A 26,276-nucleotide genomic window follows, 5' to 3' on the forward strand; every position below is an offset into this window, starting at 1 on the left:
GGGTGCGTCTTATCTAAGACTCAATAGAGATCAACTACCTGAATTTGAGTTGTCACTTATACCAACAGAGCAAATAATTCTTGGTAAAGCAAAGGACTTTACATTTCAAATCTCGGCTGAAACGTTAATATCTGTCTATTTCAGAGCCCCGATATATCTCAGAGACACCTATAAGCCGTCTATATCTCCGGATTTACAATTAGGAAGGAGTCAGTGGGCTGCCTTTATTAGATCATTCTTGATGTTTGAAGATGTACTTTGGGTTAATCACCCAAGAGCGACCTATCAAGCTGAGGTGAAACCTTATCAGCTATATTTGGCTAATAAACTAGGGTTCAAAACTCCGAAAACTGTAATCACAAACGATCCAGAACAACAAGTTATCACGAAACCTGACCTTATAATAAAGACACTTGACCCCGTTATTCTAAGCCTACCTCAAGGAGAGGCATTTGTTTATACCAATTTTATCAAAAGGTCAGAACTGCAAACCGCAAATTTATCAGGCGCTCCCGTTATACTTCAAGAGGCCGTTGTTCCAAAAGTCGATATCCGAGTTACGGTTATTGGGAAGAATGCTTATCCGGTTTCTAAGGATAGAACTACCAATAGAAATCGAAAAGATGTGCTTAGAGTTGACGCATAAGTTGGGCCTCCAGTTTGGCGGAATTGATCTGGCTCTTAAAGGTGAAGACTACTATTTTATTGAGATTAACCCTACTGGGGAATGGGCTTGGTTGTTAGAGCCTACAAAGTGGCCTATAGACAATGAAATAGCCAAGCTCTTAATGAGTGGTCGAACTTGACATGGGTGTGATCAAAGACTTTCTCTTACAGAATTTGGTTCCTCATTTTTACGCAAAAGCTGCGGAGAGGAAAATAAAAAAACAACAGGATCTCTTCGAAAAAGAGAACATAAACTTTTTAGCGAATGAGGATTGTGATATTTTAAGACAAGCACTATTATCACACAACCTAAAAGAACGTGAAAGAAAAAGAGCAATAGATGATAAAGCTAAAGCTAGCCTGTCTATTGTTACGCTTGCGATTACGATTGTTATCGCAAGTCTGAGTCTTCTCCAGAATCAGAAGTCGATTTTTGATATAAATCCAGCGGCCCTTGTGTTGCTAATCTTTGGAGTGATATATTTATTGCTTTCTGGCATTACCTCCATGACTGCTTTAAGCATTAGAAAATTTTATGATGTATATATAGACGAAATTGTTGAGAAAAGTGGGGACAGCTATAACATTAAAGTTCAAAGTGATATCGAAATTATCAATAAGTTATACAAATACGTGCGTAGCAACCAGATGATTACTAATATAACTGCTAATTATATCTATGCTACGTTCGCAGGAATAAGAAATGGGATCATATTAATAGGGGCGTTTTTTATAATAAGCGTAGGAAGCGTAGGAATAGAAAGAGTTGGCAAGGCTAGATATATAGATAAATTGCTAACATTAATAAATGAATTAGCTAACGCAGGCTTAATAAAACACGGTATCAATGGACTTGGGTATGTACTGATTTCTTTAGGCGCTTTGGGCATGATTTTACTTATAATATGTTGTCCTATTTCTATGAAAAATAGATATATTGAATTGCTTGACAAAAGAAGGTTTAAGGCCACATTCTGTAGACTGTGGTTTATATCATGGAGTTTGATCATGATTGGCTCTATCTTGGAGATTTTATCAGTGTGGTTTTGAATGCTTTTTGAAAAACCAATAAGTCCGTTTTATTAAACTCTGAGCGAACCTTCCATTTTTGAAAAAAGATCTCCAGGAAGAACTAAGCATTCTCACAGCCCCAAATACGTCTTCCGGATCACCTCGTCGCCCAGCAGTTCGTCGCCCGTGCCTTGGGCGATGATCTTTCCCGAGGAAAGCACGTAGTTCCGATTGGTCATTTTGAACACGGCCCGGACTTCCTGTTCCACGACCAATACCGTAATTCCCAGGTTGCGAATGCCGAGGATTTTCAGAAACACTTCTTTTCTGAGCATGGGGGCCAGGCCGGTGGAGGGTTCGTCTATGCAGAGGAGTTTGGGTTGTGACATGAGGGCCCGGGCGATGGCCAGCATCTGCTGCTCTCCGCCCGAGAGGGTTCCGGAGATCTGGGAGGAACGGCCGGACAACACGGGAAACAATTCGTAGATGTTTTCCAGTTGCTCCCGATTCCGTCTTTTGTTGCTCACCAGGTAAGCGCCCGCCTTCAGATTTTCCAGTACGGTCAATTCGCGAAACGGGCGTCTTCGTTCAGGGCAGTGGACGAGGCCCAATTTTACGATTTCGTGGGCCGGCGTGCGCTCGATGTGTTTTCCGGCAAACACCACCGTGCCTTCCAGAGTGACGTCGCCTCCGGCGGTTCCCCGTTTGATCCGCTTATCCCAGGTCACCAGTCCTGTAATGGCCCTCAGGAGCGTGGATTTTCCCGCTCCGTTAGGGCCCACCAGGCTGACCAGTTCCCCGGTGGCCACGCCCAGGGTGATGTCGCTGATGATGACGGCCCTGTCGTAGCAGACCGTTAGTTTGGTGACTTGCAGCAGCACGGTCAGACGCTTTCTTCCCCGAGGTAGGCCTCGACGACCTGGGGATTCTTCGAGATTTCTTCCGGAGTTCCGTCGGCGATGAAGGCGCCGAAATTCAGAACGATGATGCGGTCCACGATCTTCATCAGTTGTTGAAGCTTGTGCTCGATGATGATCATGGCGGGCCCCTCGCTGTGCAGACGCCCGAACCGTCCGCCCTTATGCAGACGCCCTATGGACGCGGCCATGAGTTCGGTTTCCGCCGGGCTCAATCCACCGAAAGGTTCGTCGAGCAGGAGCAGCTCCGGCTCGGTGGCGATGGCTCGGGCCACTTCGAGCCTTTTGAGGTCGCCCTGGGAGAGGGTGGCGGCCTTTTCCAAGGCCATGTCGGAGATGCCCGCGAACTCGAGGGCGTCCATGGCCTTGGCCTCGACGCGTTTGACCCATTCTCCCCGCTTCATGGCCCGCGGGCACAGGCAGGAGACCATGACATTGGCGATGATGGGCAGCCGGCGGAACGGCCTCATGTTCTGAAATGTGCCCGCGATTCCGCGGTTCACGATCTCCCAGGTTTTGAGCCCTGTGATGTTTTTCCCTTTAAATCGGATGGTTCCCGAATCCGGTCTCACGATGCCCATGATGAGTCTCAGCAGGGTCGTCTTGCCCGCGCCGTTGGGACCGATCAGCCCCACGATTTCGTCGCGGTTCAGGGAAAAGCGGACCGAATTGATGGCCCGGAGGCCTCCGAAAGCCTTAGACAGGTCTTCGATCTCGAGGAACGGTTGGTCCATGTCAGCTTCCCGCGGCTTCTTCCCTCAATTCCCTGCGGGAGACCTTGCCCACGTCCGTTTTAGGCAGCTCTCCGCGGAATTCGATGATCTTGGGAACCTTGTAGTGAGCCAGCTTCTCCTTGCAGTATTCCTTGAGCTGATCTTCGGAAATCTTGCCCCTGGCTTCGGATTGGAGCACCACGTACGCTTTGATGATCTGCCCCACCTTGGGATCCGGGACCCCGACTACGCCGGCGGCCTTGACCTTGGGGTGATGGTAGAGCACTTCTTCCACGTGCCTGGCGAACACCGAATAGCCCTTGTACTTGATCAGGTCTCGCTTGCGATCGAAAAAGTGGAAAAATCCGTCTTCGTCCATGCGGACCAGGTCCCCGGTTCGAAGCCACTTCTCGCCGTCGATCCGGATGAGCGCCTCCCGGGTCTCTTCTTCCCGTTTCCAGTAGCCCTGCATGATGTTGGGGCCGCTGAGAATCAGTTCACCCTCTTCACCCACGGGCATGAACTCGACCCCCTCGACCGACACCACCGCCGCTTTCTGGTTCGGGATCGGGATGCCGAAGGAACCGGTACGGGCCAGGCCCAGGGGAGTGGCGTGACTCACGGCGCTGGTTTCGGTCATGCCGTAGCCTTCGTGGATTTTTGTGCCGGTACGCCTTTCCCAATCCCGGACCGTGGACTCGTGAAGACTGTCCGCGCCGCAGACGATGAGTTTGAGCCTTTTCCAGTTGACCTGATCCGTCTTGTCATATTCTTTCAAATATTCATAGAGAGTGGGGACTCCGTAGAAACCCGAAGCCTGATAGCGTTCGATGGCGGCGAGGATATCGTCCATATCCGGTGTGGTAAAAAGCACGAGAGTGAACCCGTGAATCAGACTCGTCAGCATGACCACCACTTGGCCGTAAATATGAAAGAACGGAAGAAAGGCCAGGTTCACTTCCTTTCCCTCTTCGAGCATGGAACTCCAAAAGGCCAGGGCCATGGCCTGGCAGGAAATGATGTTGTAGTGCGTGAGGATGGCCGCCTTCGGGAGCCCGGTGGTTCCGCCCGTGTAGGGAAGGGCGGCGATGTCCTGTTCAGGTTCGATGACGATCTTGGGCGGCGACGGAGGGTACTTTTTGAGCAGACTTTGAAACAGATAACGTCCGGGGCCTTCTTCGAATTGGACGGTCTGGGCCCCTCTTTCCCTACTCATCTTTCCGAAGGCGCTTTTCCCGAGCAGTTTCTTCAATCCGGGCAGGTACTCGCTGATATTGGTCAGAATCACGTTCTTGAGTTCGAGGCCGGTCTTCAGCACGTTATCGTACAGGATGTCCTGGCACACCACGGTCCGGGCGCCGCTGTCCTCGAGCTGATGTTTGACTTCCCGGCTGGTATAGACCGGGCTGATGGGCGTGATGGCGGCTCCGGCTTTTAATGCCCCGAAATAGGCGATGACGTACTGGGGGCAGTTCAGCAAATAAAGAGCAACCCGGTCGCCTTTGGCCACCCCCACGTCGGCCAGCGCGGCTGCAAACCGGTCCGCCTGTTCCCGGAGATTTTTGTAGTTGATCTTCTTTCCGTAAAAGAGGAGGGCGGTCTTGTCCTGGAGGCGATCCGAAACCTCGTCGAAGATCTCCGGTATCGAGCGAACGGGTATGTCCAACTCGGCGGCAACGCCTTCAGGATAGTACTTGAGCCAGGGCTTGGAGAGATAAACCGCTTTGGGATCCATGTCCGTTCACCTCGGAGATCTGGGGTTTACGCCTTTTCCAACGAAGCGGCGCACACGCGGCAAGTCTTGCGCGTGGCCGCATTCCGTACTTTGCACCTGGGGCATTCCTTCTCGATCTTGTCCCGTATCCAGGGAATCAGGCCCTCGGGCATGTACAGAAGTGTGAGCAATACGATAAATGCGAAGACGAGCATCCGGATTTTGGGCAATATCCGGAGGAATTCCAATAAAGGGAACAGGATGAAAACACCGGCAATGGGACCGTAAATCGACACCATACCGCCGAAAACGGCCCAGATGATCACCTGGAATGAAGTGCCCACCTCGAGGGTGGAGGGTCCGGCCGTGCGCATGAGATGGGCGTAAAGACCTCCCGCGATTCCCGCGAAAAAGCTGCTCAAGCAGAAGGCCAGGAGTTTATACCGGACCGTGTTCAAGCCGGAGGCCCGAACCGCCAGTTCGTCTTCGCGTATGGCGTGGAAAATGATTCCGGTTTTCGAGTCGGTGATTTTCCACATGACGCCACCGAGCCCGAGCATGAGTATCACCGTAATGTAATAATCACCCACTCGGGATCCGGAAAGCCGGGAGAGCCCTGAGATACCGAGTTCACCGCCGGTGATGCCGGGAATGGCGAAGACCACTCCCAGGAGTATGATCGGAAACGCGAGAGTGGTGAGCGCCAGATAGGTCCCTCTGAGGCGGAGGCAGGGTATGCCGATCACCAGTCCGGCCAAAACCGCTCCGAGGGCGCCCAACGGTATGCCGGCCCAGGGGGGCAGGTGGGCGTGAATGTTCAGAAGAGCGGTGGAGTACGATCCCACTCCGAAAAACAGGGCGTGGCCGAAGTTGATCTGGCCCGTGAAGCCGGACAAAAGGTCCCAACTTGCGGCCAGGATGGCGAAGATACTGGTCAGGATCAGGATGCGAAGCACGTAGGGATCCCGGGTGAAGAGCGGGAGCAGCAACAGGCCCAGGGAGAACACCAGAACGGTTATGCGACTCGGCAGGACCAGTACTTCGGTCTGAATCAGGGTACGAAGACGGCGCAAATAAAAAACAGGGGATCCCATCTACCTTTCTTCCTCGAACGCAACGCCGAACAGGCCTTCAGGGCGGATCAAAAGGACCAGAATCATGATGGAGAGAGCCACGGATCCCTTGAGAAACGCTCCCATGGGGATCAGAAACACGACGAGGGCTTCCGCGAATCCAAGGATAAACGATCCCAGGAGACTGCCTTTCACGCTTCCCACGCCTCCCAAAACCACGATGGCCAGCATCATGATCAGAGGGTGCATCCACATGTGCGGATCGAGGACCGTCAGGGGGACCACGATGGCTCCCGCGACGGCGGCCAGCATGACGGACACGGCCATGGTCACCATGGCGACCCGTCTTACGTCCATGCCCATCAGGTTGGCTATTTCCCGGTCCTGGGCCGTAACCCGGATGGCCAGGCCGATCCTGGTGCGCATCAGGAGGACCCAGACCAGGGCCAACGCCACGAGCACAAATCCCAGGGCGAGAACATGCTGTTTGGTCACCCGGACGCCCAGCAGTTCAACGTAGCCCGATATCAGAGGCGGGACTCCGAGGTAATGCCCTCCAAAGACCACGAGCAGCGCCTCCTGAATGACCATGGCCAAGGCGATGGTGGCGATGAGCACGGCGGCTTCATGCTCCTGGATAGGATCGATGAACAGTCTGAAGCAGACAAGCGCCGTCAGGACCGTGGCCGGTACGGCGAGTACTATGGCGAGGACGGGCGGCGCTCCCAGGTAATGAAAGCCGATGTAAATGAAATACGCCGCCAACATGTAGAATGCGGTATGGGCTATGTTGACAATGCGGGCCACTCCGAAGATGAGGGAGAATCCGATGGCCAGAAGCGCGTAGATGCTTCCGTTGACAAGACCGTTAATGATGATGTCCTGCAGCATGGTCCGGCCTCAGGGCGGTTTCGGTTGGCGAACGATCCCGGAATATTCGAGAAGTCTTTGCCGCAACGAACGAAAACGGATGATATCCGTCCACCGGGATAAGCGATCTCGGGCAAGGTCCCTGAACACGTTCCTCATGTAGCCGGGAAAACCTCGGAAGGTTTTCCCGGAGCCTTTTGGGGACGCATCAAGCGGGCCGCGTCGTCTTCGCTTCGCAACCGGGGACGCCTAAGCATCTTAGATCGCTTTTATTTCTTGTAATGCTCGACGATCCAAGGGGGCAGTTTGTAAGGAACGACACCCTCGTAGGTTACGCCTTCCCATCCCATGGGCCAGACACACTGGTTTTTTCCGTCCTGCCACTGGGTTCCGAGTCCGGTGACGTACCCCGGTCCCCAAGTGACGTCATGATCCTTGGTGAATACGAGGCGGCCGGCGGTTCCGGGCCGGTCCGTCTTCTCGAGTTCCATGACCACCTTGTCCGAATCCAGCGAGTTGGCCCGTTCGATGGCTTCTTTCAGAATGTGGAGGGCTTCATAGGTTCCGGCGGTGTAGTTGGGAGCCTCACCGAATCGTTTGAGGTAGCTGTCGAAAAACGGGATCGTAGCGTCCGTGATTTTAACGCGTGCGTAGGTGTTGATGGTGAGCGTGTAATCGCCCTTGCCTCCGGTGGCGTCATAGAAACTCTGCTTTTGAGCCTCTACGTTGATACCCACCGGTGCGGCCGGGATCTTGAGTTCGCCGAGCTGCTTGGCGAAGGGGATTCCCACGGAGGAAGAGAAACTCGTGAAGATGATGTGCGCTCCGGCGCGCTGAACGGCGGACAGCTCGGCGCCCACGTCCGTGGCCACGGGAGAGGGTCTCCATACTCCAACCACCTCCATGCCCATTTCCGGCAATTTCTTCTGGGCGACGCTGACGATGGGCTCGTTCCAGGCCGCTTGTTCCGCCACAATGGCCACTTTGATCTTGGGTATATTCAGCTGGGTGGCCATGATCTTGGCCACCGTGCCCAAGAGGATGAAATCCACTTTTACCAGAAACTTGGAATTGATGGGAGTAACGCGGAACCAGTACTTATAGCGGTTGTAGTCGGTGGCCACGCGCTCGCACAACTCGGGATGAGCCGCACCGCAGCCCAGGAAGATCTTCTTGTTGTCCATGGCGATGTCTTGCATCACCGTGACCGCTTCCGTTCTGAACCCGCCGGTCAGGAAGTCCGCGTTGAAGCGAGAGATGGCCAGCTCGACGGCGTTGGTGGCGTCCGGCACACTGAGAAACTCGTTGGTGTCGACCTTGATCAATTCGATCTGCCGCTTGGCACCGTTCACGGTGACACCGCCCTGAGCGTTTATTTCATCCGCGGCCAAAGTGGCCCCGTTCCAATGGCCTTCCCCTTGCGTGAACGCCATGGGGCCCAGCACGCCGATCTTGATCGTGTCCGCGCCCCATGCGGGAATGCTCATGAAAACCACAATAACAGAAAAACACAGAATCCGTTGGAGAAGGTTACGTCTTTTCATTACTCATACCCTCCTTTCCGCTTATTGTGGACATTGGGATTTCTATAGAAACGACAACCACTATCCTATCGGGATTGTGTGCGGACCTCCTTTCGTTGGAAGGTAGCAAGGTCTAACGGGGATATTGAAACCGTCGGTCTGTTAGTGAAGTTGCGGTGAAACCTCTTACCGCCGGAACCGAAGTCGCGCGTGGGCAGTCTGAATCGCAAGAGAACATGAATTCCAAGGGTCGGAGAGATAGTAGCTTCTTTTTATCTTTCGGACAACGTTTTTTTGTATAAACCAGATCTTGAAACCCGATCCTGATGTCTTTAGAATAATCAAAATGAGCTCGGCCATGGACAGGGAAATCGGTTGTCGGGTTACCCGAACCCTCCTGCTATATGTACAGGAAGCGAACAATGGTTCAATCGCACGTCTCTTGGACGGACTGGAAATGAATGAGGAGTACCTCCTGGACACGAACAACTGGGTCTCCCACGCCTTTCTCCAGATTCTCTACGATCGCATGATCGACATTCTCGGGGACCAAAATGCGGTTTACAAAATGACCCTCGCTTCCGAGCGTTTTCAGTCGCTCGGAATTCTGGACAGAATCGTCCGGCTATTGGGGAATCCCAGACGCATCTATTCCCAGGCTCCCAGGTACAATAAATTGTTGAAGTGAAACGGGGACGTGCACGTCCACGAACTGGGGGACTCCTGGGTGCTCCTGGAGGACCGCTTTCATGACGGCGCTCAAAATCGCCGCCCCAGTCGGACTTGTGAATAGAGGAAAAAACGAACCTGAGGGCGAAGGACTTGGGGTTAGATGAGCCTCCGGGAAACCGCTGTCTAGTCCTCTGGACAAAATAAAGTAAAAGGCTTAATGTTGGTTCCTGCTGAATCCGATTCAGGTCCGCTCAAACGAAGCGGAATCCGGCCGTCGGCATGACCCGGGATCGGAATGCGGCAATAAGCGTCAAAGGCGAATATTCATCATGAGATTTGTAACTATGCGTTTTTCCTACCGTTCCAGCCGATTGCACTCATGAAGGCCCCTCGAAACCGCAGAGTCTTTGTCGTGGGTTATGCCGCGGCTACGCCCTTAGGCAGGACGTTTCAGGAGACCTTCGATCGAGCCGCGGCGGGCGAGGCGGGTTTTCGCCGGGTCACCCGCTGCCGGATACCCGAGCCTCATCTGCAGGTGGTGGGCGAGATTCCGGGGTGGAACCCTCTGGACCTGGATTTCGTGGACGAACGCGAAGCCCGGTACTGGAACGCCGCCTTTATTCATCTGACCATGGCCGTCTGCCGGGATGCCCTTTCAGACGCCGGGCTCGAGATGAACGGGGAAACATCTTCACGTACGGCCTGTTTCATCGGTTCTGCGCTTAATGGTCACGATGCCTTTCGGGCGGCCTCCCTCAGTCTCCAGAACGACGGCCCTCTCAAAGTCAGCCCTTTTCTTTTGCCGAACCTGTGCGGGAACCTGCCGCAGGGTAAGGCCGGCGCGTTGTTGGGCTTTACCGGGGTCAGTTTTTCTCCTCAGGGGGCCTGCGCTTCCGGCAACCATGCGTTGGGCGTTGGAGCACGCCTCATTCGGGACGGTGATGTGGATTATGTCCTCGCCGGGGGCGTGGACACATCGATCATTCCCGAGATCATTTATGGCTTCGCCAACATGAACGCTCTCGTCAAAGTCTATGAAGACGACCGGGCTCACCAGGACCCGGGCCAGGCTTCCCGGCCCTTCAGCAGCGACAGGCGCGGGTTCGTGCTGTCGGAAGGCGCCGGTGTGATCGTCCTGGCGGCCGAGGAGACGATCAAAGCCCATGGACTTACTCCCAGAGCGGAGATCATGGGCGTGGGCTGGACATCGGATGCGTATCACTATATCCGGCCCCATCCGCCGACCATCATCCGGGCCATCCGCCAGGCCATTGACGACGCGGAGTTGGTCCCCGGGGATATTCAGTACGTCAATTGCCACGGAACTTCCACCCTCAAAGGGGACGAGGTGGAGGTGGATTGTCTTCGCGAGGTCTTCGGCGGCGATCTATCCCGTATTCCGATTTCGTCCAATAAGTCCCAGATCGGTCACACTTTAGGGGCCGCCGCCGCAGTGGAAGGGGCCCTGACCATTGAAGGCATGAGGCGGGGATTGCTGCTGCCGACCATCAACCATATTCCCGATCCCAAGTTCGATGGAGTGGACGTGGTGCCCAATCGGGCCAGGGCGGCCAATGTGGAGCTGGCCCTGTCCAATGCCTTCGGGTTTGGCGGGACCAATTGCTGCGTGATCTTCAGGGGGGTGTGAAGTGCGGCCCAAACCCATGCGGTTGGTGGATTTCAACGGCAACGGGCCTTACCTCCGCGACGAGGCCACGGGTCTGGTGTGGCACCGGACCGAACTGAGGGTCTTGTACGCGGATACCGATTGTTCCGGCGCGGTCTATCATTCCAACCACCTGCGATACTTCGAACAGGGCCGGGCCACGCTGATGCGGTGCATCGAGCACCCCTACAGCGCCGTCGAACAAGCCGGATTCATCTACCCGGTGGTCAATACGGGAGTCAATTATTACGAAGCGTTGACCTATGACGACCTGGTCTGGGTGTTGACCAAGCCGGGGGAACTGGAACGGGTGAGAATCCGGTTCGACTACGTCATCCTAAGGCAAAGAAACCCGCGGCCGGCGGCCGACGGGTTCACCGTACACTGCACTCTGAACCGGAAGCGGATACCCGTACCCGTGGACGAATACACCCTCCAGACTTGGCGGAATTTCCCCAAGTAATATGCGGACCCTGAATCGGACCATAGCGATAGGTCTTTACATGGCCGACCACCGTTTCCTTGGCCGGGCCGTTCTGCCTGCAGTGGAGGCGCTCCAACTGCTGGCCGGGGAAGTGAAACGGGAGTGGGGCCTGGATGTGTCGCAAGCGGACACCGTCGAATTCCTGAGATTTCTGGATCTGCCACAAACACCTGCGGCGGACGTCATTGTGGAAATGGAATGGAGGGGGGAACGCATTTTGACGCGTCTCTGCTCGACAACGGGGTCCAGGAGCGGCGCAATGACCCGGAAACTGGAACAGGTTCGGGCGGCCTTCGGACCGGATGAAGGTGCACCAATTCCGCCCCAGGACTTCGTGGTCCCCGGATCGGGCGCGACGCTCTCGGTCCGGCCGGAAGACATTTACCGGGAAGCCGTGCCTTTCGGTCCGGCGTTTCGGAACATCATCGGCCCTGCTCATCTCACGGCGGACGGGGCTTCGGCCAGGGTGCACGCGAGAGAGATCGAATCCCTGCCCGGTCCGTCGGGGTCGCCTTTTCCTCTGGACGCGGCCTTTCAACTGGCTTGTTTATGGGGCCAGCGCTTCCGCGGCCTGGTGGGCTTTCCGGTGGGTTTCGCCCGGAGGCGGATCTTCAGGCTTACCGAGTCGGGCCGTGATTACCAGGCCTGGGTCTCCGCCGGCCGTCCGGAGGGGGACGATCTGCTTTTCGACCTGCGACTTTTGGACCAGGACGGCCGGGTCATGGAGGCGATGGAGGGGCTGCGCATGAAAGACATCAGCCGGGGCAGGCTGAAACCGCCCGATTGGTTGATCGGAGAACAAGCCGTGGCCCATCTGGCGAGACTCGAGGATCGGGGATCGGCGTTTCCGGTTTCCCAGGCCGGCGGGACGTTCCGGGGTCAAGGAGAGGATCGCAAGTTGGGTTGAGGGATGAAACCCAACACATTTGGCTACAAGGCTGGGGTACGCCGGCTATCCCAACCTTCGAATCAGGAGGCTTTCGAAGATGGAAGGAACTATTAGAGCGGCCGCATCCACGAACGCGAGCATCGAGGAGATCCAACTCAACGTTGCCCGCATCATGATACAAGAACTCAAACTGGAAGACGTCACCCCCGGTAGCTTTGATGTGGAAATAGACCTCATCGACGAACTGGGCATCGACAGCATGGACATGGCCACCTTGGCCCTGGTGCTGCAGGATGAATACAAAATCACCATTCGCGAGGACGACTACCCGCAGCTCGGCGCCGTTCGTCTGATCGCCCAATACATACTGGACCGCCTCGGATGAGCGCCGCCATGGCCCCCACGCCGAAAGTCCTGCGTATCAAACCGGCCGGAGCCCCGGGATCTAAGATGAATTTCTCTGAGATTCTGAAGCTTCCCGGTGTGCGGGAACGCTGGGAAAAGGTTCGCGCGTATTTTTTTCTTCGCGAATCGACCTACGACATGACCAACCGCTGCAACATCCGCTGCGAAGGTTGTTACTATTACCGGGGCGACAAGCAGTTCGCCGAAGAATCGGCCGACCCGGAGGCTTGGACCCGGCTTTTCCGCCGGGAAAAGGAGAGGGGCATCACCTACGTGGTTTTGGCCGGGGCCGAACCCGCCCTGGTTCCCGAGTTGCTCCAGGTTTGCTACGGCGAAATAGATCTGGGCTCCATCGCCACCAACGGGATCAAGCCTATTCCCGAAAGCGTAGGGTACAAGATCCACGTTTCGGTTTGGGGCAACGACGAGACTTCGAAAAAGATACGCGGGGCCGCGGATATGCTGGTCCGACAAATGGACAACTACAAGGGAGATCCCAGAGCCGTTTGGGTGTATACTTTCACGCCCGGGAATGTGGAGGAGTCTTACGAGGTGGTAGAAACGCTCGCCCAAAACGACTGCAGGGTCACCTTCAATATGTTCTCGTCGCCGGTAGGGTACAACGGCCCCTTGCGTCACACGCGGGAATCGCGAGCCAGGGTCCGCCGGGCCATGCTGGATCTCATGCAGGAGCACTCCAAGCATGTCCTGTTCACGTCGTACAACGCCGTGGTTCACACTCACGATCAGGGGCTGCATGGCCTCTTTTCCTGTCCCTACCCGAGGATGAATCCATCCGAGGCCATCGGCCTGGGCCGGTCTTTCCGGCAATACCGGACCAACCTCGAGTGGGACCGCAGCGCGGCTTGCTGCGTGCCGGACACCGACTGCCCGGACTGCCGGCACTATGCTTCGGGCAGCGCCGTGGTTACGGCGCGGATGTACAGGCACGCCTCGGACCCGGCCACTTTCCGGTCCTGGCTCGATTACGTGGACAACTACCTGGCTGTCTGGGTTATGGGCTATGAGAAAGGCGAGAACCTCTGCCGCGATCTGATCGAGCCGCCGCCTCCGGCCAACTGATAGCCGGACAGGTTGGGTTACGCTCGCTTTGCTCGCAAACTCAACGATACTGTGGAAATGGATATGATTATTTATTGTACTGAGGGGAACTTTAAAAAGTTTCCCTCAGACTCCCTTCAAACTTTCTAAGCATTGACGCACCGCCTTCGGCGGAGCGGCCGGATCGGGGGTCCGCCCGGATATGATAACGGTCAGCTCTCTTTTGGACGCACACTGGTACGTCCGATACAAGGCCATCTCGAAGCTGAACATCCGTAGTTCCATCTACGATGTAACCAACCAGTGCAACCTGCGATGTAAAGGGTGTTTCTTCTTCTCGTCCGACGAACACAAGGCTGCCGGAGAGGAAAACGACATCGGGGCGTGGGAGGGCTTCATCGACCGGGAAAAGGAGCGCGGGGTCAACCTGGCCATCCTGATCGGCGGCGAACCGACCCTGCACATGGACCGTATCGAAGCCTTCTATAAGCGGCTTCCGACCTATTGCGCCACCAACGGATTGATCAAAGTGGACCGGGAACGCTTCCCAGACATGATGGTCGGGATATCCCTGTGGGGCGACCCCGAAGACGAAAAGAAGCTGCGCGGCAGGGACGTTTTTACCCCTTCCAGCCGGAACTACACCGGCGATCCGTACACCTATTATCTGTACACCATTACCCCGGCCCAACTCGGCCGGATCGAAACCATGGTCAAACGCATCGCCGACGCGGGACTCAAGGTGCATTTTCAGCTTCTGAGCAACGACGAGCTGGTGGACGGGTATTCGTGGACGCCGGAGCTGTACGCCCGGGTGCGCGACGAGATGGACGACCTGATGGACCAATATCCGGACACGGTCATTTCGTCCCACTACTACCACCAAATCATCACCACCGGCCGAATGCTGGACCGACGGTGGGGGTGGATGGAGTGCCCGTCGGTCACCGAGACGATGGACGGCCGCGATCCCAAGCCCCGTCGGTTGATCGGGTTCATCCGCTGGGCCAGCGACCTCGAGACCACCCATCGCTGCTGCACGTCGGCCACGCGGGACTGTTCCCAGTGCAAGGACGGCGCCGCTCACATGAGCTGGGTCATGGTCAACAAACGGGCGCACATGCGGTCGAGCCGGGACCTGCAGAACTGGATCGAGGTTTACGAGATGTTCGCCAAGCTCTACCGCTTCGTACCGTGGTGATGGGAGCCCGACGCCCGGTCATATTGGGGTGGGACCTGGTCAGCCCCCTGGGAACGGAACTCAACGACCAGTGGGCCAGGACCCTGGCCGGTGAGAGCGGTGTGGGTCCGCTGACCCGATTCAACCCTCCGGAGGGCTTCCCGGTCACCATTGCCGGCCAGGTGCCTGAATTGGACGTATCGGATTACCCCTTCCTCAGCCCCCGCCGACTCGCCCTTTGGCCGTCGCCGATTTTCAAGCACTCGCTCCTGGTGGTTCACCGGGCCCTCAAGCATTCCGGCCTTGAAATCACCAAGGAGATCGCCCCGGAAATCGGGGTCACATTCAGTCCGGCCGTGGGGGGCTTGGACGCCGTCCTGAGCGCGGACCGGGTCCTGATGAACGAAGGCCGATTGCCCAAGCCGTATGTCAATCCCAATTCCTGCATCAACATGGTTACCGGAAAGGTCTCGATACTAACCGGAGCCGCAGGCCCGAATCTGAGCACCGTCACCGCCTGCGCCACCGGCAGTACCTCACTGGTGGTGGGCGCGATCATGATTGCATCGGGCATGGCCAAGGCCTTTATCTGCGGCGGGGTGGACTTTCCCCTGGTCGAACCCATTGTGGCCGGCTTCGCCACCATGAACGGCGCCTACAAGGCCGGGGAGCCCGAGCCTCCCGAAAGAGCCAGCCGTCCGTTCTCCAAGAACCGCCGGGGATTCGTGGTTTCGGAGGGAGCCGCCTGCCTCATCCTGGCCGACCCGGAGTTTGCCCACACCCACGGTCTGACCCCAATCGCCGAACTGGCCGGGTGGTTCATGAATTCCGACGCCGGACACTTCGTGGCCCCGTCCCTGCCCACCGTTACCCGATGCATGGCCGGGGCGATCGAACATGCCGGCATCGAGCCGGCGGATGTCGATGCGGTCAACGCTCACGCCACCTCGACCAAGGTGGGGGATCAGGTCGAGGCCGAAGCGCTGAAAACCGTCTTCGGCCGGAACGTGCCCCCGGTCTACGCCAACAAGTCCCAGATCGGACACTCGATGGGCGCGGCCGCCGCCATCGAATCAATTTGGGCCATCAAGGGGCTCGTGCAAGGGGTAATCCCTCCCACCATCAACCTGGATCCGGATCCCGATCTGGGCCTGGAGTGCCTCTCCGAGCGGATGCTCGGGATCGACCAGGAGTTCGTGCTGAAGAACGCATTCGGCTTCGGAGGTACGAACTGCTGCATCGTGCTCCGGCGGCTGTGAATTGCCGCTATTCACGGGGGACAACTTTTGAGAAAGGTTTTCCACCAACCCCTGTTCAAAATTCTTCAGGCAGCCGCCACCCCTCGACCGGTTCGACAGGCTCACGGCTTTCAGCAAGCTCAGGGCAGGCTCCTGCGGCAGGCGGGCGTCCACAGGACGGATGCCGTATGGGGGGGTCTTGGGGTTGGGTTAGTGAGCGGAGCGAACGTAACTCAACATAGGCATTGGTATTTGTTGGGTTTCGTTCCTCAACCCAGCCTACGTTCCTGTGTGATCTTTCGAGCCGTTTTCGCAGTTCCCGAAGAGCAGATCCAGAAAGGCCTGCGCCGGCCCGGAGAGCTCATGACCCTCGAGCACGGCCGTGCAGATGTCCAACTTGGGCGTGGGTATATCGAGATTCAACACAGCCAGGCGGTGGGATGTTACGGCGCTGTGAACCGCGGATCGGGTCAGCACGGAAATACCGATTCCACGAGCCACCTGCTCCTGGATCACCTCGGAGTTGCTTGTTTCGAGCACGATTTCCGGTTTCACCCGGCAGCGGCGAAAGAGGTCGCCGGCGGCCCGCCGCGTTCCGGACCCTTTTTCCCGCATGATCACCGGCTCCTTTGCCAGTCGTTTCACGGAAATGCCTTCCACACCGGCCAACCGGTGTTGAGGGGATGCGATGACCACAAGATCTTCCTGATTGAGGAAGTTGAACTGCACTCGTTTTACAGGGCCCGGATAGGCCACAACAGCCACCTCGACATCGAGGGACCAGAGACTGCGGGCCATTTCGAGGGAACTCCCTTCCATGAGGACAATATTGACCTTGGGGAAATGTTTCTGGAACCGGGCCAACAATACCGGCATGACGTTTCGTGCATAGGTGCGGGCCGTGCCGAGCTTCAAAGTTCCTTTCCGGACGGAACGCAGGTTCTCGAGTACTTCTTCTGCTTCGTCCCGCAGGCTGAATATCTTGCGCGCGTACTGCAACAAGACTTCGCCGGGCTCGCTGAGCATCAGCTTCTTCCCGAGGCGGACGAAGAGCTTCATGCCCAGATCGCTCTCGAGCTGGCGGATCTGTGCGCTCACGGCCGGCTGGGTAACGTTCAGCCGCGACGCAGCCCGGGAGAAGTTCATGGTGTCCGCGGCGTGATAAAATGTGAGGAGTTGATTCAGATTCATATTAACTGGAGTTTGTGTCAGGACTCTTGTCAGAAAGGCCCTGTCAGAGATAACATTCCAGAATAAAAAGAGGTTCTTCTGTGCCGTATAAGTTTTTCTTATAAGGGCGATAAGATTTTTTGCCTTGCACTCATGCGCCCTCTTGTTCTATCAAAAACCTCAGGACATTGCCAAGACATTCCAGGACACGTCCATCGCAGCCGTTCGCTACGCATTCGTTTCGATGGGGTCGGCGCTCGGAAATCCGTCATTACATGATACTGAACCTATCAGCTATAATGGGCCGAGTATGAGCCCGGCCGTACTTCTGATCTCGACTCTGGACACCAAAGCGCGCGAAACGATGTACCTGCGCCGGAGAATCGAGGACGCGGGAGTGAAGGTGTTGCTCATGGACCTGTCCATGGGGGTTGCGTCCACGGCATCATGTGAAATCGCGCCTGAAAAAGTGGCCCGATCCGCAGGATGGAATATCCGGGATATCCAAAGATCCAACGAGCGCTCAGTCATCACGGCGGCCATGATCCAGGGGGCCATTAAGATTGCCGTGGAACTGTTTCGGAGGGGCGAACTGGGGGGCGTGGTGGGACTGGGCGGTTCCACCGGTTCGCTTATGGCCGGCGATGTGATGCGGGCCCTGCCGTTCGGCTTGCCCAAGGTGATGATTTCCAGTACGGCGGCCCTTCCCGGCCTGGCCAGCCGGTATATCGGCACCGGCGATTTGATGTTGTTTCATAGCGTGGTTGAAATCGCCGGGTTATCGCCGCTGCTGATAAATGTGCTGGATCGGGCGGCTGCGGCGGTCTGCGGTATGCTCGATATCCCGCCGGCGACTCCCGAGCAGATGCGCCATCGGAAGCAGCGCCTCGTTGCGATGAGTATGTTCGGTCCCTGCGAGCGGTGCGCGTACGAGTTGCGTCTGCGTCTCGAGAAGGCGGGTTATTCCGTCATCGGGTTTTCAGCGGCCGGCGTATGCGATCGCGCCATGGAGGACATGATCGGCCAGGGTTACTTCGTTGGAGTCGTGGACCTGGCTCCGGGCGGGGTGGGGGAAGAGCTGCTGGGCGGCATGCGGGCGGCGGGGCCTCATCGTTTGGAGGCCGCGGGCCGCATGGGTCTTCCCCAGGTGATCGCTCCCGGAGGCGTCAACCTGATGAGCCCGCTGAAATCGCGGTACAAGGCCGACTATCACGAACGGCGCAAATACGATCTGGACAAGCTGCGAACCTTTTTGCGGCTTTCGCCCGAGGAACTCATTCAAGTCGCGCGGGCCTTTGCGGATAAGCTCAACCGGTCTCGAGGGCCGATCAAGTTCCTCATTCCCACCAGGGGTTGGGCTTCGTTTGACAGGGGAGGCGGGGCTGTTTATGACCCAACGGAGGACGGTCTCTTTTACTTGGAACTGAAAAGACGTCTCAAGCCCCAGGTCGAGGCGATCGAGGTGGATGCCAATATCGAGGACGATGCGTTTGTCGAGGCTCTATACCAGGCATTTGTCTCTTTTTTCCCGGCGGGGCATGTTCGAGAGACGGGGGACGGCATCGATCCGTTTCCTGCTGCTGCGTCGTAAGGGTCCTCCGTTTCACGAGGGTGGCGGTCAGCGGGATTGGCAGGGAACGGCCCACTCAAGGACTCTCCCCGCGCTTCCTGAGTGTGGGGGGATCGGAAACCACTGACCGGCCGGCAAGACTTCCCAACTGGAAATCCGTGGCTGGGAAGCGCTGCGGATGGACGATAGCCTAAACGTTATTCTGGAGAAACGAGATGTTATTACCAGCGTTCGAGTATCACAGACCCACCGGCCTGGCCGAGGCATTCGAGGTGTTGGACCATTATGCCGGGAAGGCGCGGGTACTGGCCGGCGGCACGGATCTGTTGGTGAACATGAAGAGAAAAACGGTGGCCCCCAAGCAACTCGTAGGATTGGAACGGGTGGCTGAACTTCTCGGCGTCCGGGCCGGAAACGGCCGAATCGAGATCGGAGCCAGGGAAACCGCTGCAAGGCTGGCGGGGGCGGGCGGCATCGCACGGGACTTAGGCGTTCTGGCCATGGCCGCGGCAAAGCTTGGGTCACCCCAGGTGCGTAACCTGGCGACCATAGGGGGAAACCTGTGTACGGCAAGACCGGCTGCGGACATGCCTCTGCCTCTGCTGGTGCTGGATGCCCGGGTCGTTCTGGCCGGCAGCGCAGGCGAGCGTGAGGTCGGCCTGGACGCTTTTTTTGCGGGTCCCGGTCAGACCGTGGCGCAGCCGAAGGAGATCCTGACCAAAGTCGTCATCGACAGGGCCGAGCCGGGGACCGGCGGGGGTTTCGTCAAACTGGGTCTGCGCAGGACCTTGGAAATTGCGCTGGTCAACGCGGCGGCGCTCCTCACCCTGGACGTTGATGGAAAAACGATAAAGAAGGCCCGGGTGGCGTTAGGGGCAGTGGCTCCGACACCGATCCGGGCCCCCGAGGCTGAACGCGTATTGCTGGGCAAGGTGGCCTCGGATGAGCTGTTCGCACATGCAGGCGAGGCGGCAAAACAAGATGCCCGGCCCATAACGGACCACAGGGGCTCGGCGACATTCCGGCTCGAAATGGTGTCCGTGCTAACCCGGAGGGCGTTACATCAAGCCTGGGAAAACGCTCGCGAGCAATAGTGGAGGTTGTCATGAAAAAGCATCCCATTCGACTCAACGTCAACGGAACGGAGTACGACCTCCTGGTAGCGCCCAACCGCACCCTGACCCAGGCTCTGCGCGAGGATCTGGGCCTCACCGGCGCCAAGCACGGTTGCGGCGTGGGAGATTGCGGGTCGTGCACGGTGCTTCTCAACGGTGCGCCGGTAAATTCGTGCCTGGTGCTCGCCGTACAGGCCGACGGAAGCAACATCACCACCATCGAGGGCCTTGCCGAGGGAACGTCGCTGCATCCCCTTCAAACGTCCTTTATCGAGAAGGGGGCCATCCAGTGCGGTTTCTGCACGCCCGGTATGATTATGTCCGCCAAGGCGCTGTTGGATCATAGCGATCGTCCCACTGCTCGAGAGATCCGGGAAGCGTTGAGCGGGAATCTGTGCCGATGCACGGGCTACCAGAAGATCGTGGAAGCCGTTTCGGATGCGGCGGAAAACATGAGCAGGGGCGGGAGGAAGGAATCATGAAACGTGATTTTGATGTTGTCGGGTCACGAGCGGCGCTAGTGGACGCCCCGGACAAGGCTACAGGGAGAGCGAAGTTCCTGGAGGATTTGAGTTTTCCCGGCCAGCTATACGGTGCTCTTCTTCAGAGTCCGCATGCCCACGCCCGGATCTTGAATATCGATACCTCGAAAGCAAGACGCCTTCCCGGAGTAAAAGCGGTCCTTACGGCGGCGGACGTGGGTTTGGTGAAATATGGCGTCTCTCCGGCGCGTTATGACGAGACCCTGTTTGCTGCGGATAAAGTTCGTTACGTGGGAGATGAGGTTGCCGCCGTGGCCGCAACGAGCCTCGAGACGGCTTTGGAAGCCGTCGAGCTGATTCAGGTTGAATACGAGCCTCTGCCGGCGGTCTTCGACCCCCTGGAAGCCATGTCCGACGGCGCTCCGCAGTTGCACCAGGATTATCCACATAACATCTGCGCGGAGGTGCATCAAGAATTCGGTGATGTCGAGGCGGCGTTCAAAGAGTGCGACTACGTTCGCTCGGATACGTTCAGGAACAAACGTCAGGACGGCGCTTTCATCGAACCCCATGCCAGTGTGGCGGAATATGACCTCAGCGGCCGGCTGACGCTTCACAGCGCCACGCAAATGCCGCATTACGTCCAGCGTACCGTGGCAATGGTGACGGGATTGCCCATCAGCAGGGTTCGGGTGGTCAAACCCTATGTCGGCGGAGGATTCGGTCCCAAGTGCGAGGCGACCCCACTGGACCTCAGTGCGTCCTGCCTTGCCATACGGACGGGCAGGCCCGTGAGAATGAGTTATACGCGTCAGCAGGTGTTTCTGCACAGCAGGGCCAGACACCAGTTCATTCATGAAATGAAAACCGGTGTGAAAAGGGATGGCTCGTTGATGGCGCTGGAGCACCGATGCTTCATGGAAGGAGGCGCTTACAGCTCCTTCGGCATCGCCACGGTCTACTATGCCGGGTCACTTTTGGGCGCTCCGTATCGACTTCCCAACATGAAGTACGACGGCTACCGGACGTACACGAACCGTCCGGCATGCGGCGCTCAGCGAGGTCACGGGGGGGTGGCGGCCCGGGCGGCCTTCGAACAGCAGTTGGATCTCATTGCCGAAGAGCTGGGACGGGATCCGGTGGACCTTCGTCTTCAAAATATCATGGAAGTGGGAGACGTGACCTGCAACGAACTATCCATGTCCTCCCTGGGAATGCGGGAATGTATCGAAGCGGTCCGTGACGGTTCCGACTGGCTGAACAAGAAAGGCCGTCTGCCTAGGGGACGGGGCATAGGAATTGCCTCCGGTTTTTACGTTTCCGGGGCCGGCTATCCCATCTATCGCTCGGACACGTACCACTCGACGGTGAGGATCAAATTGCAGGAGGACGGCGGAGGGGTCACGGTATACACCGGATCGGCTGAAATCGGACAGGGATCGGACACGACCATGGCCATGATCGCGGCGGAGGTATTGGGTATTCCCCTTGCCGACGTGCGCGTCGAGTCCGGCGACACCGACTATTCCGTGGACCTCGGGGCCTACTCGTCCAGGCAGACGCTGATGACGGGCCATGCGACCCGGGAGGCGGCCGAGGACATCAAACGACAGATTGTCGAGGTCTTGGCGGAAGAACTCGGACTGGACGTGGAAGCCGTGAAGTTCCGTCGCGGCAAGGTGGAATTTCAGGGCGTGGACGTGGACATCGCTCCTTTGAGAACCCGTTATATAAGAGAGCATCGCGGGTGGAGCCAACAGCCGGAGGGGCCTGAATTGACGTTTCTCGAAGCGGCTCGGATGGCGTACCTGAAAAAAGGCACCATCGTGGGCACGGGGAAGTACAAGCCGCCGACGCTGGGCGGGAAGTTCAAAGGCGCCACGGTGGGTACTTCACCAGCCTACGGCTGCTCGGCGCAGGTGGTCGAGGTATCCGTGGACACGGAAACCGGGCAGGTCTTCGTCGAGTCCATCACCGATGCGCACGACTGCGGAAAGGCCATCAATCTCACCTCCGTGGAAGGCCAGATGGAGGGCTCGATCTCCATGGGTCTCGGGGAGGCCCTTTTCGAGGAGGTGAAGTTCGACGATCAGGGGAGGATCCTCAACGCCTCGTTGGGGGAATACCATATCCCGACCATACTCGACGTGCCGGAGATGAAATGCATTGTGGTCGAGAGCAACGAGCCCAACGGGCCTTTCGGCGCCAAAGAAGTAGGCGAGGGGGCTATCATGCCCACCATACCCGCCATATTGAACGCCGTACGGGACGCCGTAGGAGTGGCCATACAGGAACTGCCTCTCACCCCGGAACGCGTTTTGATGGCCATTAAAGAAAAGGAAAAAGAGGAATCGTAATACAGAGGCTATGTCGAAAAACAAAAGACCCTCACCCCGGCCCTCTCCCAGCGGGAGAGGGAGCCCTACACTCCCGCTCCGGCACAATTCCCCTCGCCCCCGGTACGGGGGAGCGGGTCAGGATGAGGGGGCGTATCCGGACAATCTCAGCCGATCGGTAGCTTTTCCGGGTGCTTCCGGCATAAGAACGTCCGATCTCCCTTCCAAGTAGTTATTTGTCTCCCAAATACCGGGATGATCCATTGAAGCGGGTTGCTGGACATCCCTTTTTATACCCGGAGACGGTGAGACTCATTTCTTCAATTCTTCCTCCCGCAGCCTTCTTCGGAGCACTTTACCCACAAGGGAGGTGGGCAGGCTGTCCTTGAATTCGATTTGGCGGGGGCGTTTGTACCCGGTCATCCGGGATTTGCAGTAATCGAGGATTTCCTGTTCGGTGGCCCGGGTGTCCGGCTTTAGCTGGATGAAGGCTTTGACGGCCTCTCCGGAATGCGGGTCCGGAACGCCAATCACAGCGGCCTGGGCCACTTTCGGATGGGAGAAGAGCACTTCCTCGATATCTCTGGGAAACACGTTGAACCCGCCCACAATAATCATATCCTTCTTGCGGTCTGTAATGACGAGGAATCCGTCTTCGTCCACGTGGCCGATGTCCCCGGTCAAGAAGAAGCGCTTGCCGTCGAACTCGCGGAATGCTTCTGCGTTGGCTTCCGGTTTGTTCCAATAGCCCAGCATGATCTGAGGGCCGGCGAGGGCGATTTCCCCGTCTTCGCCCTGCGCGAGTTCGCGGATACTCTCCTCGAGGTCCAGGATCTTAACGTCCGCCCCGGGCAGCATCATGCCCACCGTCCCGACTTTGCGGTGTTCGATGTTGGTAGGATTGGCCGCGACGGCCGGAGCGGTTTCCGTCAGGCCGTATCCCTCGAAGATGACGGCCCCGGTCTTTTCCTCGAACTGTTTGAGCACTTCCACGGGCAGGGGTGCGGCAGCGCTGGCGCAGCAGGCTACGGAGGAAAGATCATAGTCATCGATGCGGGGGTGGTTCAGAAGAGCGGAGAACAGCGTGGGTACGCCGACGATGATGGTGACTTTCTGTTTTTCAATGGTTTTGAGCAGTTCGGTGAACGGCGGCTTGCCCGCCTTGGGATCCGGCGCGCAGACCAGGCGGGAAGCGGTGACGGCGCTCATAAGCAGGCAAACGGTCATGCCAAAACTGTGGTACCAAGGCAGCGCGCCCAGAAAGGTATGCGCTCCTCCCTTTTGGGCTTTCTCGAAGGGCGCGCCGGGTTTGGAAGGAAATCGCGTCCATTCCTCGAGACACATCAGATCGCACAGCAGGTTGGCGTGGCTCTGCATGGCTCCTTTCGGGACCCCGGTCGTGCCGCCGGTATAGATGAGGAGAGCCGGGTCCCCAAGGGGATCGATCCGGACTTGCGGCGGTTGGGGCCGGGCGTTTCGAAGGACCTGCTCGTACAAAAGATGACCCGGTTCGTGATGAGCCGCCTTGGGAATTTTGCCCAAAAGCGATCCCAAAAATCCTTTGATCTTCGGCAGGTGAGACTTCACATTACAGATGACCACGGTCTCCACGTCCGTATGTTTCATGGCTTCGAGTGCAATGGGATAGAATCCGGGATGGTCCATAAGGAAGATGGCTCGTGCGCCGGAATCCTCGAGCTGGTAGTGGAGTTCTTCCGCCTTGTAAAGCGGGTTACAGGTCACGGCTATCGCGCCGGCCTTGAGTACGCCGAAAACGATTTCAGGATAATGGGGCAGGTTCGGCAGAAAGACGGCGACCCGATCTCCATGTCGGATGCCCCGTGAAGCCAGGAAGTCGGCCAGGCGGTCGGCGGAATCCTTTACCTCCGCGTATGTGCGGCCGGCGTCGCTGAACAGGGTATAGACCGCGTTCGGATAATCCCGCGCGGCGTCGTCGAGAACGGTAAACAAAGGCTTCTCGTAGCCCCTGATTTCGTGAGGCACGCTTTCGGGCCAGTGCGACCCATGCCAAGGTTTGGTAGTCATCGGAGTCTCCCCCATCGAGTTGGTTCGTTGCGTTTCAACGCTTATCCGGCGTCCGGAAAATCGGACCTTTCCGGCATTTTTATACCACTGCGGAGGCTTGAATGGTAGAAGAGATACGAAAGAACGGGCTACGGGTCTATTTAGTTAAACGATGGTGACGCATGTTGACTCTGCCGGAATGGAAACCATTGGAAAGGAGCGTAGACATATGATCGCCAAACCCGCGTTCTCTAAGTCTCCAAGCTACGTGGAACGATATCCGGAGGTCTCCTTCGGGCTGGCATTGATTCCCGGCTGCAGAAACGTGGAGCATCCTCCGGGTTTCAAGGCCCATAAGAAAAAGCTGCTTCGAACGATGAGAAAGAGGGAGACTCTGGCCGGGATTACCGACCGCATTCGTATGTACGAGACGTTTTTCGAGAGCTTCGGTTTCGAGTGTCCGTTGCCCAAGCATCTCAAACGGACGGTGGCCGGCGGGTTTCCGACCTACAATCTCCTGGTGGACGCGCACTTCATGGCCGAGATGTGCGCGGGCATCCTGGTGGCCGTGGCGGACTACGATCGTTTTGACGGCGCGCTGACGCTGGATCTGGCGGAAGCAGCGGAGTTGTTTCAAGGCATGGGAAATCGGGATATGAAAACGGTTGCCGGAGAAATCGTATTGAGGGACGAACGGGACATCGTGTGTGTTCTCTGCCAGGGGGCGGACGAGAAAACGAGGGTAAGTCCGGACACGCGCAACGTGCTTTTTTACGCCTATGCGGCGCCCGGCATCGATGGTCAATATCTGAAAGAGGGTCTGGAGATTGCGGCCGACACCGTGGCGGAGTTCGGGAATGGGACCGTGGAAACCGTTGAGGTTTTCTAATTCAGGAATCTCTTGAGATACACCCGGCCATTACACCTCACCTTTTCTCTGCCAAGGTCCGAAGGGAATGCAGGTTCGCGAGGGGCGTGTTTTCCATCGACCGGTTCGACCGGCTCACGGCGGACAGGCTCAGGATCTGCGACAAACCCGCCCCATGGATGTCGGCGATTTCAACCATTGTCGAGTACGTGCGACGCACCACAATAAGGAGCATGATGTAACATGCCGGAATTGTTGGGTTTCGTTCCTCAACCCAACCTACGCTCCTTGAATCGTCGGGGTGCATGCTTCCACGACATGGGTGGAGCCTCCTGTTGCTTCGCAACGCGGACAAGCGAGTCGTCCGCGCCACCCGGAGTAGGCTACCATTTTGTGAGTCGAAAGCATCACTCCGTTTTTCAGGAATTGTTGGGTTTCGCTATGCTCAACCCAACCTACGGATGAGATCCCGAGGCCTCCCATAGCTTCTCGACGCCGGTACGACCGCGGGTCGTAGATACCGTCTTGAGAGTCAAGGCGGAATTCCGAAATTTTGATGTCTTTTGCTCTTTGAAAACATAAAGAATGCCTCCGACCTCTCAAGGATAGCATGGGCGCGATCTCAGT

At 57.2% G+C, this 26,276-nt stretch carries 23 protein-coding genes; 15 read left to right on the forward strand and 8 right to left on the reverse strand.

Annotated features, from left to right (window positions below):
- The coding region (locus HY788_20085; GenBank protein MBI4776442.1) for a RimK-like protein at nt 1-646 on the forward strand (646 nt) is incomplete at its 5' end.
- Nucleotides 647-807: 161 nt separating this feature from the next.
- Nucleotides 808-1,716, forward strand: coding sequence for a hypothetical protein (locus HY788_20090; GenBank protein MBI4776443.1), 909 nt, complete (start codon nt 808-810; stop codon nt 1,714-1,716).
- Between the two features lie 92 nt (nt 1,717-1,808).
- Here the strand turns inward: HY788_20090 and HY788_20095 are convergent, their stop codons facing one another.
- From HY788_20095 to HY788_20120, 6 genes are all read right to left on the reverse strand, one after another.
- Nucleotides 1,809-2,555 (reverse strand): ABC transporter ATP-binding protein, encoded by a 747-nt coding sequence (locus tag HY788_20095; protein ID MBI4776444.1) that lies wholly within the window; start codon nt 2,553-2,555, stop codon nt 1,809-1,811.
- 5 nt (nt 2,556-2,560) lie between these two features.
- Nucleotides 2,561-3,328: an ABC transporter ATP-binding protein gene (locus HY788_20100; protein MBI4776445.1), complete on the reverse strand. Its 768-nt coding sequence runs from the start codon at nt 3,326-3,328 to the stop codon at nt 2,561-2,563.
- 1 nt (nt 3,329) lies between these two features.
- Nucleotides 3,330-5,042, reverse strand: a complete 1,713-nt coding sequence (locus HY788_20105; GenBank protein ID MBI4776446.1) for a long-chain fatty acid--CoA ligase — start codon at nt 5,040-5,042, stop codon at nt 3,330-3,332.
- Between the two features lie 26 nt (nt 5,043-5,068).
- Nucleotides 5,069-6,115, reverse strand: coding sequence for a branched-chain amino acid ABC transporter permease (locus tag HY788_20110; GenBank protein MBI4776447.1), 1,047 nt, complete (start codon nt 6,113-6,115; stop codon nt 5,069-5,071).
- The gene (locus tag HY788_20115; GenBank protein MBI4776448.1) at nt 6,116-6,985 is read right to left on the reverse strand and encodes a branched-chain amino acid ABC transporter permease; all 870 of its coding nucleotides are present in this window, start codon (nt 6,983-6,985) and stop codon (nt 6,116-6,118) included.
- A 248-nt stretch (nt 6,986-7,233) separates the two neighbouring features.
- A complete protein-coding gene (locus tag HY788_20120) occupies nt 7,234-8,508 on the reverse strand; it encodes an ABC transporter substrate-binding protein (protein MBI4776449.1) in 1,275 nt (424 codons plus the stop codon).
- A gap of 337 nt (nt 8,509-8,845) precedes the next feature.
- Between HY788_20120 and HY788_20125 the strand changes: the two genes are divergently transcribed.
- From HY788_20125 to HY788_20160, 8 genes are all read left to right on the forward strand, one after another.
- Nucleotides 8,846-9,175: a hypothetical protein gene (locus HY788_20125; protein MBI4776450.1), complete on the forward strand. Its 330-nt coding sequence runs from the start codon at nt 8,846-8,848 to the stop codon at nt 9,173-9,175.
- 363 nt (nt 9,176-9,538) lie between these two features.
- Complete coding sequence (locus HY788_20130) at nt 9,539-10,807, forward strand: beta-ketoacyl-[acyl-carrier-protein] synthase family protein (protein ID MBI4776451.1); 1,269 nt, start codon at nt 9,539-9,541, stop codon at nt 10,805-10,807.
- A 1-nt stretch (nt 10,808) separates the two neighbouring features.
- On the forward strand, nt 10,809-11,288 hold the full coding sequence (locus HY788_20135; GenBank protein MBI4776452.1) for an acyl-CoA thioesterase: 480 nt from the start codon (nt 10,809-10,811) through the stop codon (nt 11,286-11,288).
- 1 nt (nt 11,289) lies between these two features.
- A complete protein-coding gene (locus HY788_20140) occupies nt 11,290-12,216 on the forward strand; it encodes a polyketide synthase dehydratase domain-containing protein (GenBank protein ID MBI4776453.1) in 927 nt (308 codons plus the stop codon).
- A 79-nt stretch (nt 12,217-12,295) separates the two neighbouring features.
- Nucleotides 12,296-12,583, forward strand: coding sequence for a phosphopantetheine-binding protein (locus HY788_20145; GenBank protein MBI4776454.1), 288 nt, complete (start codon nt 12,296-12,298; stop codon nt 12,581-12,583).
- 65 nt (nt 12,584-12,648) lie between these two features.
- Complete coding sequence (locus HY788_20150) at nt 12,649-13,686, forward strand: radical SAM protein (GenBank protein ID MBI4776455.1); 1,038 nt, start codon at nt 12,649-12,651, stop codon at nt 13,684-13,686.
- Between the two features lie 181 nt (nt 13,687-13,867).
- A complete protein-coding gene (locus HY788_20155) occupies nt 13,868-14,866 on the forward strand; it encodes a radical SAM protein (protein ID MBI4776456.1) in 999 nt (332 codons plus the stop codon).
- Nucleotides 14,866-16,104, forward strand: coding sequence for a beta-ketoacyl-[acyl-carrier-protein] synthase family protein (locus HY788_20160; GenBank protein MBI4776457.1), 1,239 nt, complete (start codon nt 14,866-14,868; stop codon nt 16,102-16,104). The genes HY788_20155 and HY788_20160 overlap by 1 nt, the downstream gene beginning before the upstream one ends.
- 258 nt (nt 16,105-16,362) lie before the next feature.
- On the opposite strand, the gene HY788_20165 is transcribed toward HY788_20160, so the two are convergent.
- Entirely contained in the window at nt 16,363-17,274 is a 912-nt protein-coding gene (locus HY788_20165) for a LysR family transcriptional regulator (GenBank protein MBI4776458.1), read from the reverse strand.
- Nucleotides 17,275-17,563: 289 nt separating this feature from the next.
- Between HY788_20165 and HY788_20170 the strand changes: the two genes are divergently transcribed.
- From HY788_20170 to HY788_20185, 4 genes are all read left to right on the forward strand, one after another.
- On the forward strand, nt 17,564-18,844 hold the full coding sequence (locus HY788_20170) for a Tm-1-like ATP-binding domain-containing protein (GenBank protein MBI4776459.1): 1,281 nt from the start codon (nt 17,564-17,566) through the stop codon (nt 18,842-18,844).
- A 194-nt stretch (nt 18,845-19,038) separates the two neighbouring features.
- Nucleotides 19,039-19,917 (forward strand): xanthine dehydrogenase family protein subunit M, encoded by an 879-nt coding sequence (locus HY788_20175; GenBank protein MBI4776460.1) that lies wholly within the window; start codon nt 19,039-19,041, stop codon nt 19,915-19,917.
- 11 nt (nt 19,918-19,928) lie between these two features.
- Nucleotides 19,929-20,420, forward strand: coding sequence for a (2Fe-2S)-binding protein (locus HY788_20180; GenBank protein ID MBI4776461.1), 492 nt, complete (start codon nt 19,929-19,931; stop codon nt 20,418-20,420).
- Entirely contained in the window at nt 20,417-22,777 is a 2,361-nt protein-coding gene (locus HY788_20185) for a molybdopterin-dependent oxidoreductase (protein MBI4776462.1), read from the forward strand. Before HY788_20180 ends, HY788_20185 begins: the two co-directional genes overlap by 4 nt.
- A 291-nt stretch (nt 22,778-23,068) precedes the next feature.
- Here the strand turns inward: HY788_20185 and HY788_20190 are convergent, their stop codons facing one another.
- Entirely contained in the window at nt 23,069-24,802 is a 1,734-nt protein-coding gene (locus HY788_20190) for a long-chain fatty acid--CoA ligase (protein ID MBI4776463.1), read from the reverse strand.
- 208 nt (nt 24,803-25,010) lie between these two features.
- On the opposite strand from HY788_20190, the gene HY788_20195 reads away from it, so the two are divergent.
- Nucleotides 25,011-25,670: a hypothetical protein gene (locus HY788_20195; protein ID MBI4776464.1), complete on the forward strand. Its 660-nt coding sequence runs from the start codon at nt 25,011-25,013 to the stop codon at nt 25,668-25,670.
- Nucleotides 25,671-26,276 lie beyond the last annotated feature (606 nt).

The organism is Deltaproteobacteria bacterium, assembly GCA_016208165.1.
Taxonomy (GTDB): domain Bacteria; phylum Desulfobacterota; class Desulfarculia; order JACQYL01; family JACQYL01; genus JACQYL01.

Bases quoted from the DNA above. Each gene is read 5' to 3' on its own strand.
- HY788_20110 (MBI4776447.1), bottom strand. From the start codon at position 6,115: ATGGGATCCCCTGTTTTTTATTTGCGCCGTCTTCGTACCCTGATTCAG.
- HY788_20105 (MBI4776446.1), bottom strand. From the start codon at position 5,042: ATGGATCCCAAAGCGGTTTATCTCTCCAAGCCCTGGCTCAAGTACTAT.
- HY788_20145 (MBI4776454.1), top strand. From the start codon at position 12,296: ATGGAAGGAACTATTAGAGCGGCCGCATCCACGAACGCGAGCATCGAG.
- HY788_20090 (MBI4776443.1), top strand. From the start codon at position 808: ATGGGTGTGATCAAAGACTTTCTCTTACAGAATTTGGTTCCTCATTTT.
- HY788_20150 (MBI4776455.1), top strand. From the start codon at position 12,649: ATGAATTTCTCTGAGATTCTGAAGCTTCCCGGTGTGCGGGAACGCTGG.
- HY788_20165 (MBI4776458.1), bottom strand. From the start codon at position 17,274: ATGAATCTGAATCAACTCCTCACATTTTATCACGCCGCGGACACCATG.
- HY788_20130 (MBI4776451.1), top strand. From the start codon at position 9,539: ATGAAGGCCCCTCGAAACCGCAGAGTCTTTGTCGTGGGTTATGCCGCG.
- HY788_20170 (MBI4776459.1), top strand. From the start codon at position 17,564: ATGAGCCCGGCCGTACTTCTGATCTCGACTCTGGACACCAAAGCGCGC.
- HY788_20140 (MBI4776453.1), top strand. From the start codon at position 11,290: ATGCGGACCCTGAATCGGACCATAGCGATAGGTCTTTACATGGCCGAC.
- HY788_20125 (MBI4776450.1), top strand. From the start codon at position 8,846: ATGGACAGGGAAATCGGTTGTCGGGTTACCCGAACCCTCCTGCTATAT.
- HY788_20120 (MBI4776449.1), bottom strand. From the start codon at position 8,508: ATGAAAAGACGTAACCTTCTCCAACGGATTCTGTGTTTTTCTGTTATT.
- HY788_20155 (MBI4776456.1), top strand. From the start codon at position 13,868: ATGATAACGGTCAGCTCTCTTTTGGACGCACACTGGTACGTCCGATAC.
- HY788_20195 (MBI4776464.1), top strand. From the start codon at position 25,011: ATGATCGCCAAACCCGCGTTCTCTAAGTCTCCAAGCTACGTGGAACGA.
- HY788_20180 (MBI4776461.1), top strand. From the start codon at position 19,929: ATGAAAAAGCATCCCATTCGACTCAACGTCAACGGAACGGAGTACGAC.
- HY788_20160 (MBI4776457.1), top strand. From the start codon at position 14,866: ATGGGAGCCCGACGCCCGGTCATATTGGGGTGGGACCTGGTCAGCCCC.
- HY788_20175 (MBI4776460.1), top strand. From the start codon at position 19,039: ATGTTATTACCAGCGTTCGAGTATCACAGACCCACCGGCCTGGCCGAG.
- HY788_20115 (MBI4776448.1), bottom strand. From the start codon at position 6,985: ATGCTGCAGGACATCATCATTAACGGTCTTGTCAACGGAAGCATCTAC.
- HY788_20185 (MBI4776462.1), top strand. From the start codon at position 20,417: ATGAAACGTGATTTTGATGTTGTCGGGTCACGAGCGGCGCTAGTGGAC.
- HY788_20190 (MBI4776463.1), bottom strand. From the start codon at position 24,802: ATGACTACCAAACCTTGGCATGGGTCGCACTGGCCCGAAAGCGTGCCT.
- HY788_20100 (MBI4776445.1), bottom strand. From the start codon at position 3,328: ATGGACCAACCGTTCCTCGAGATCGAAGACCTGTCTAAGGCTTTCGGA.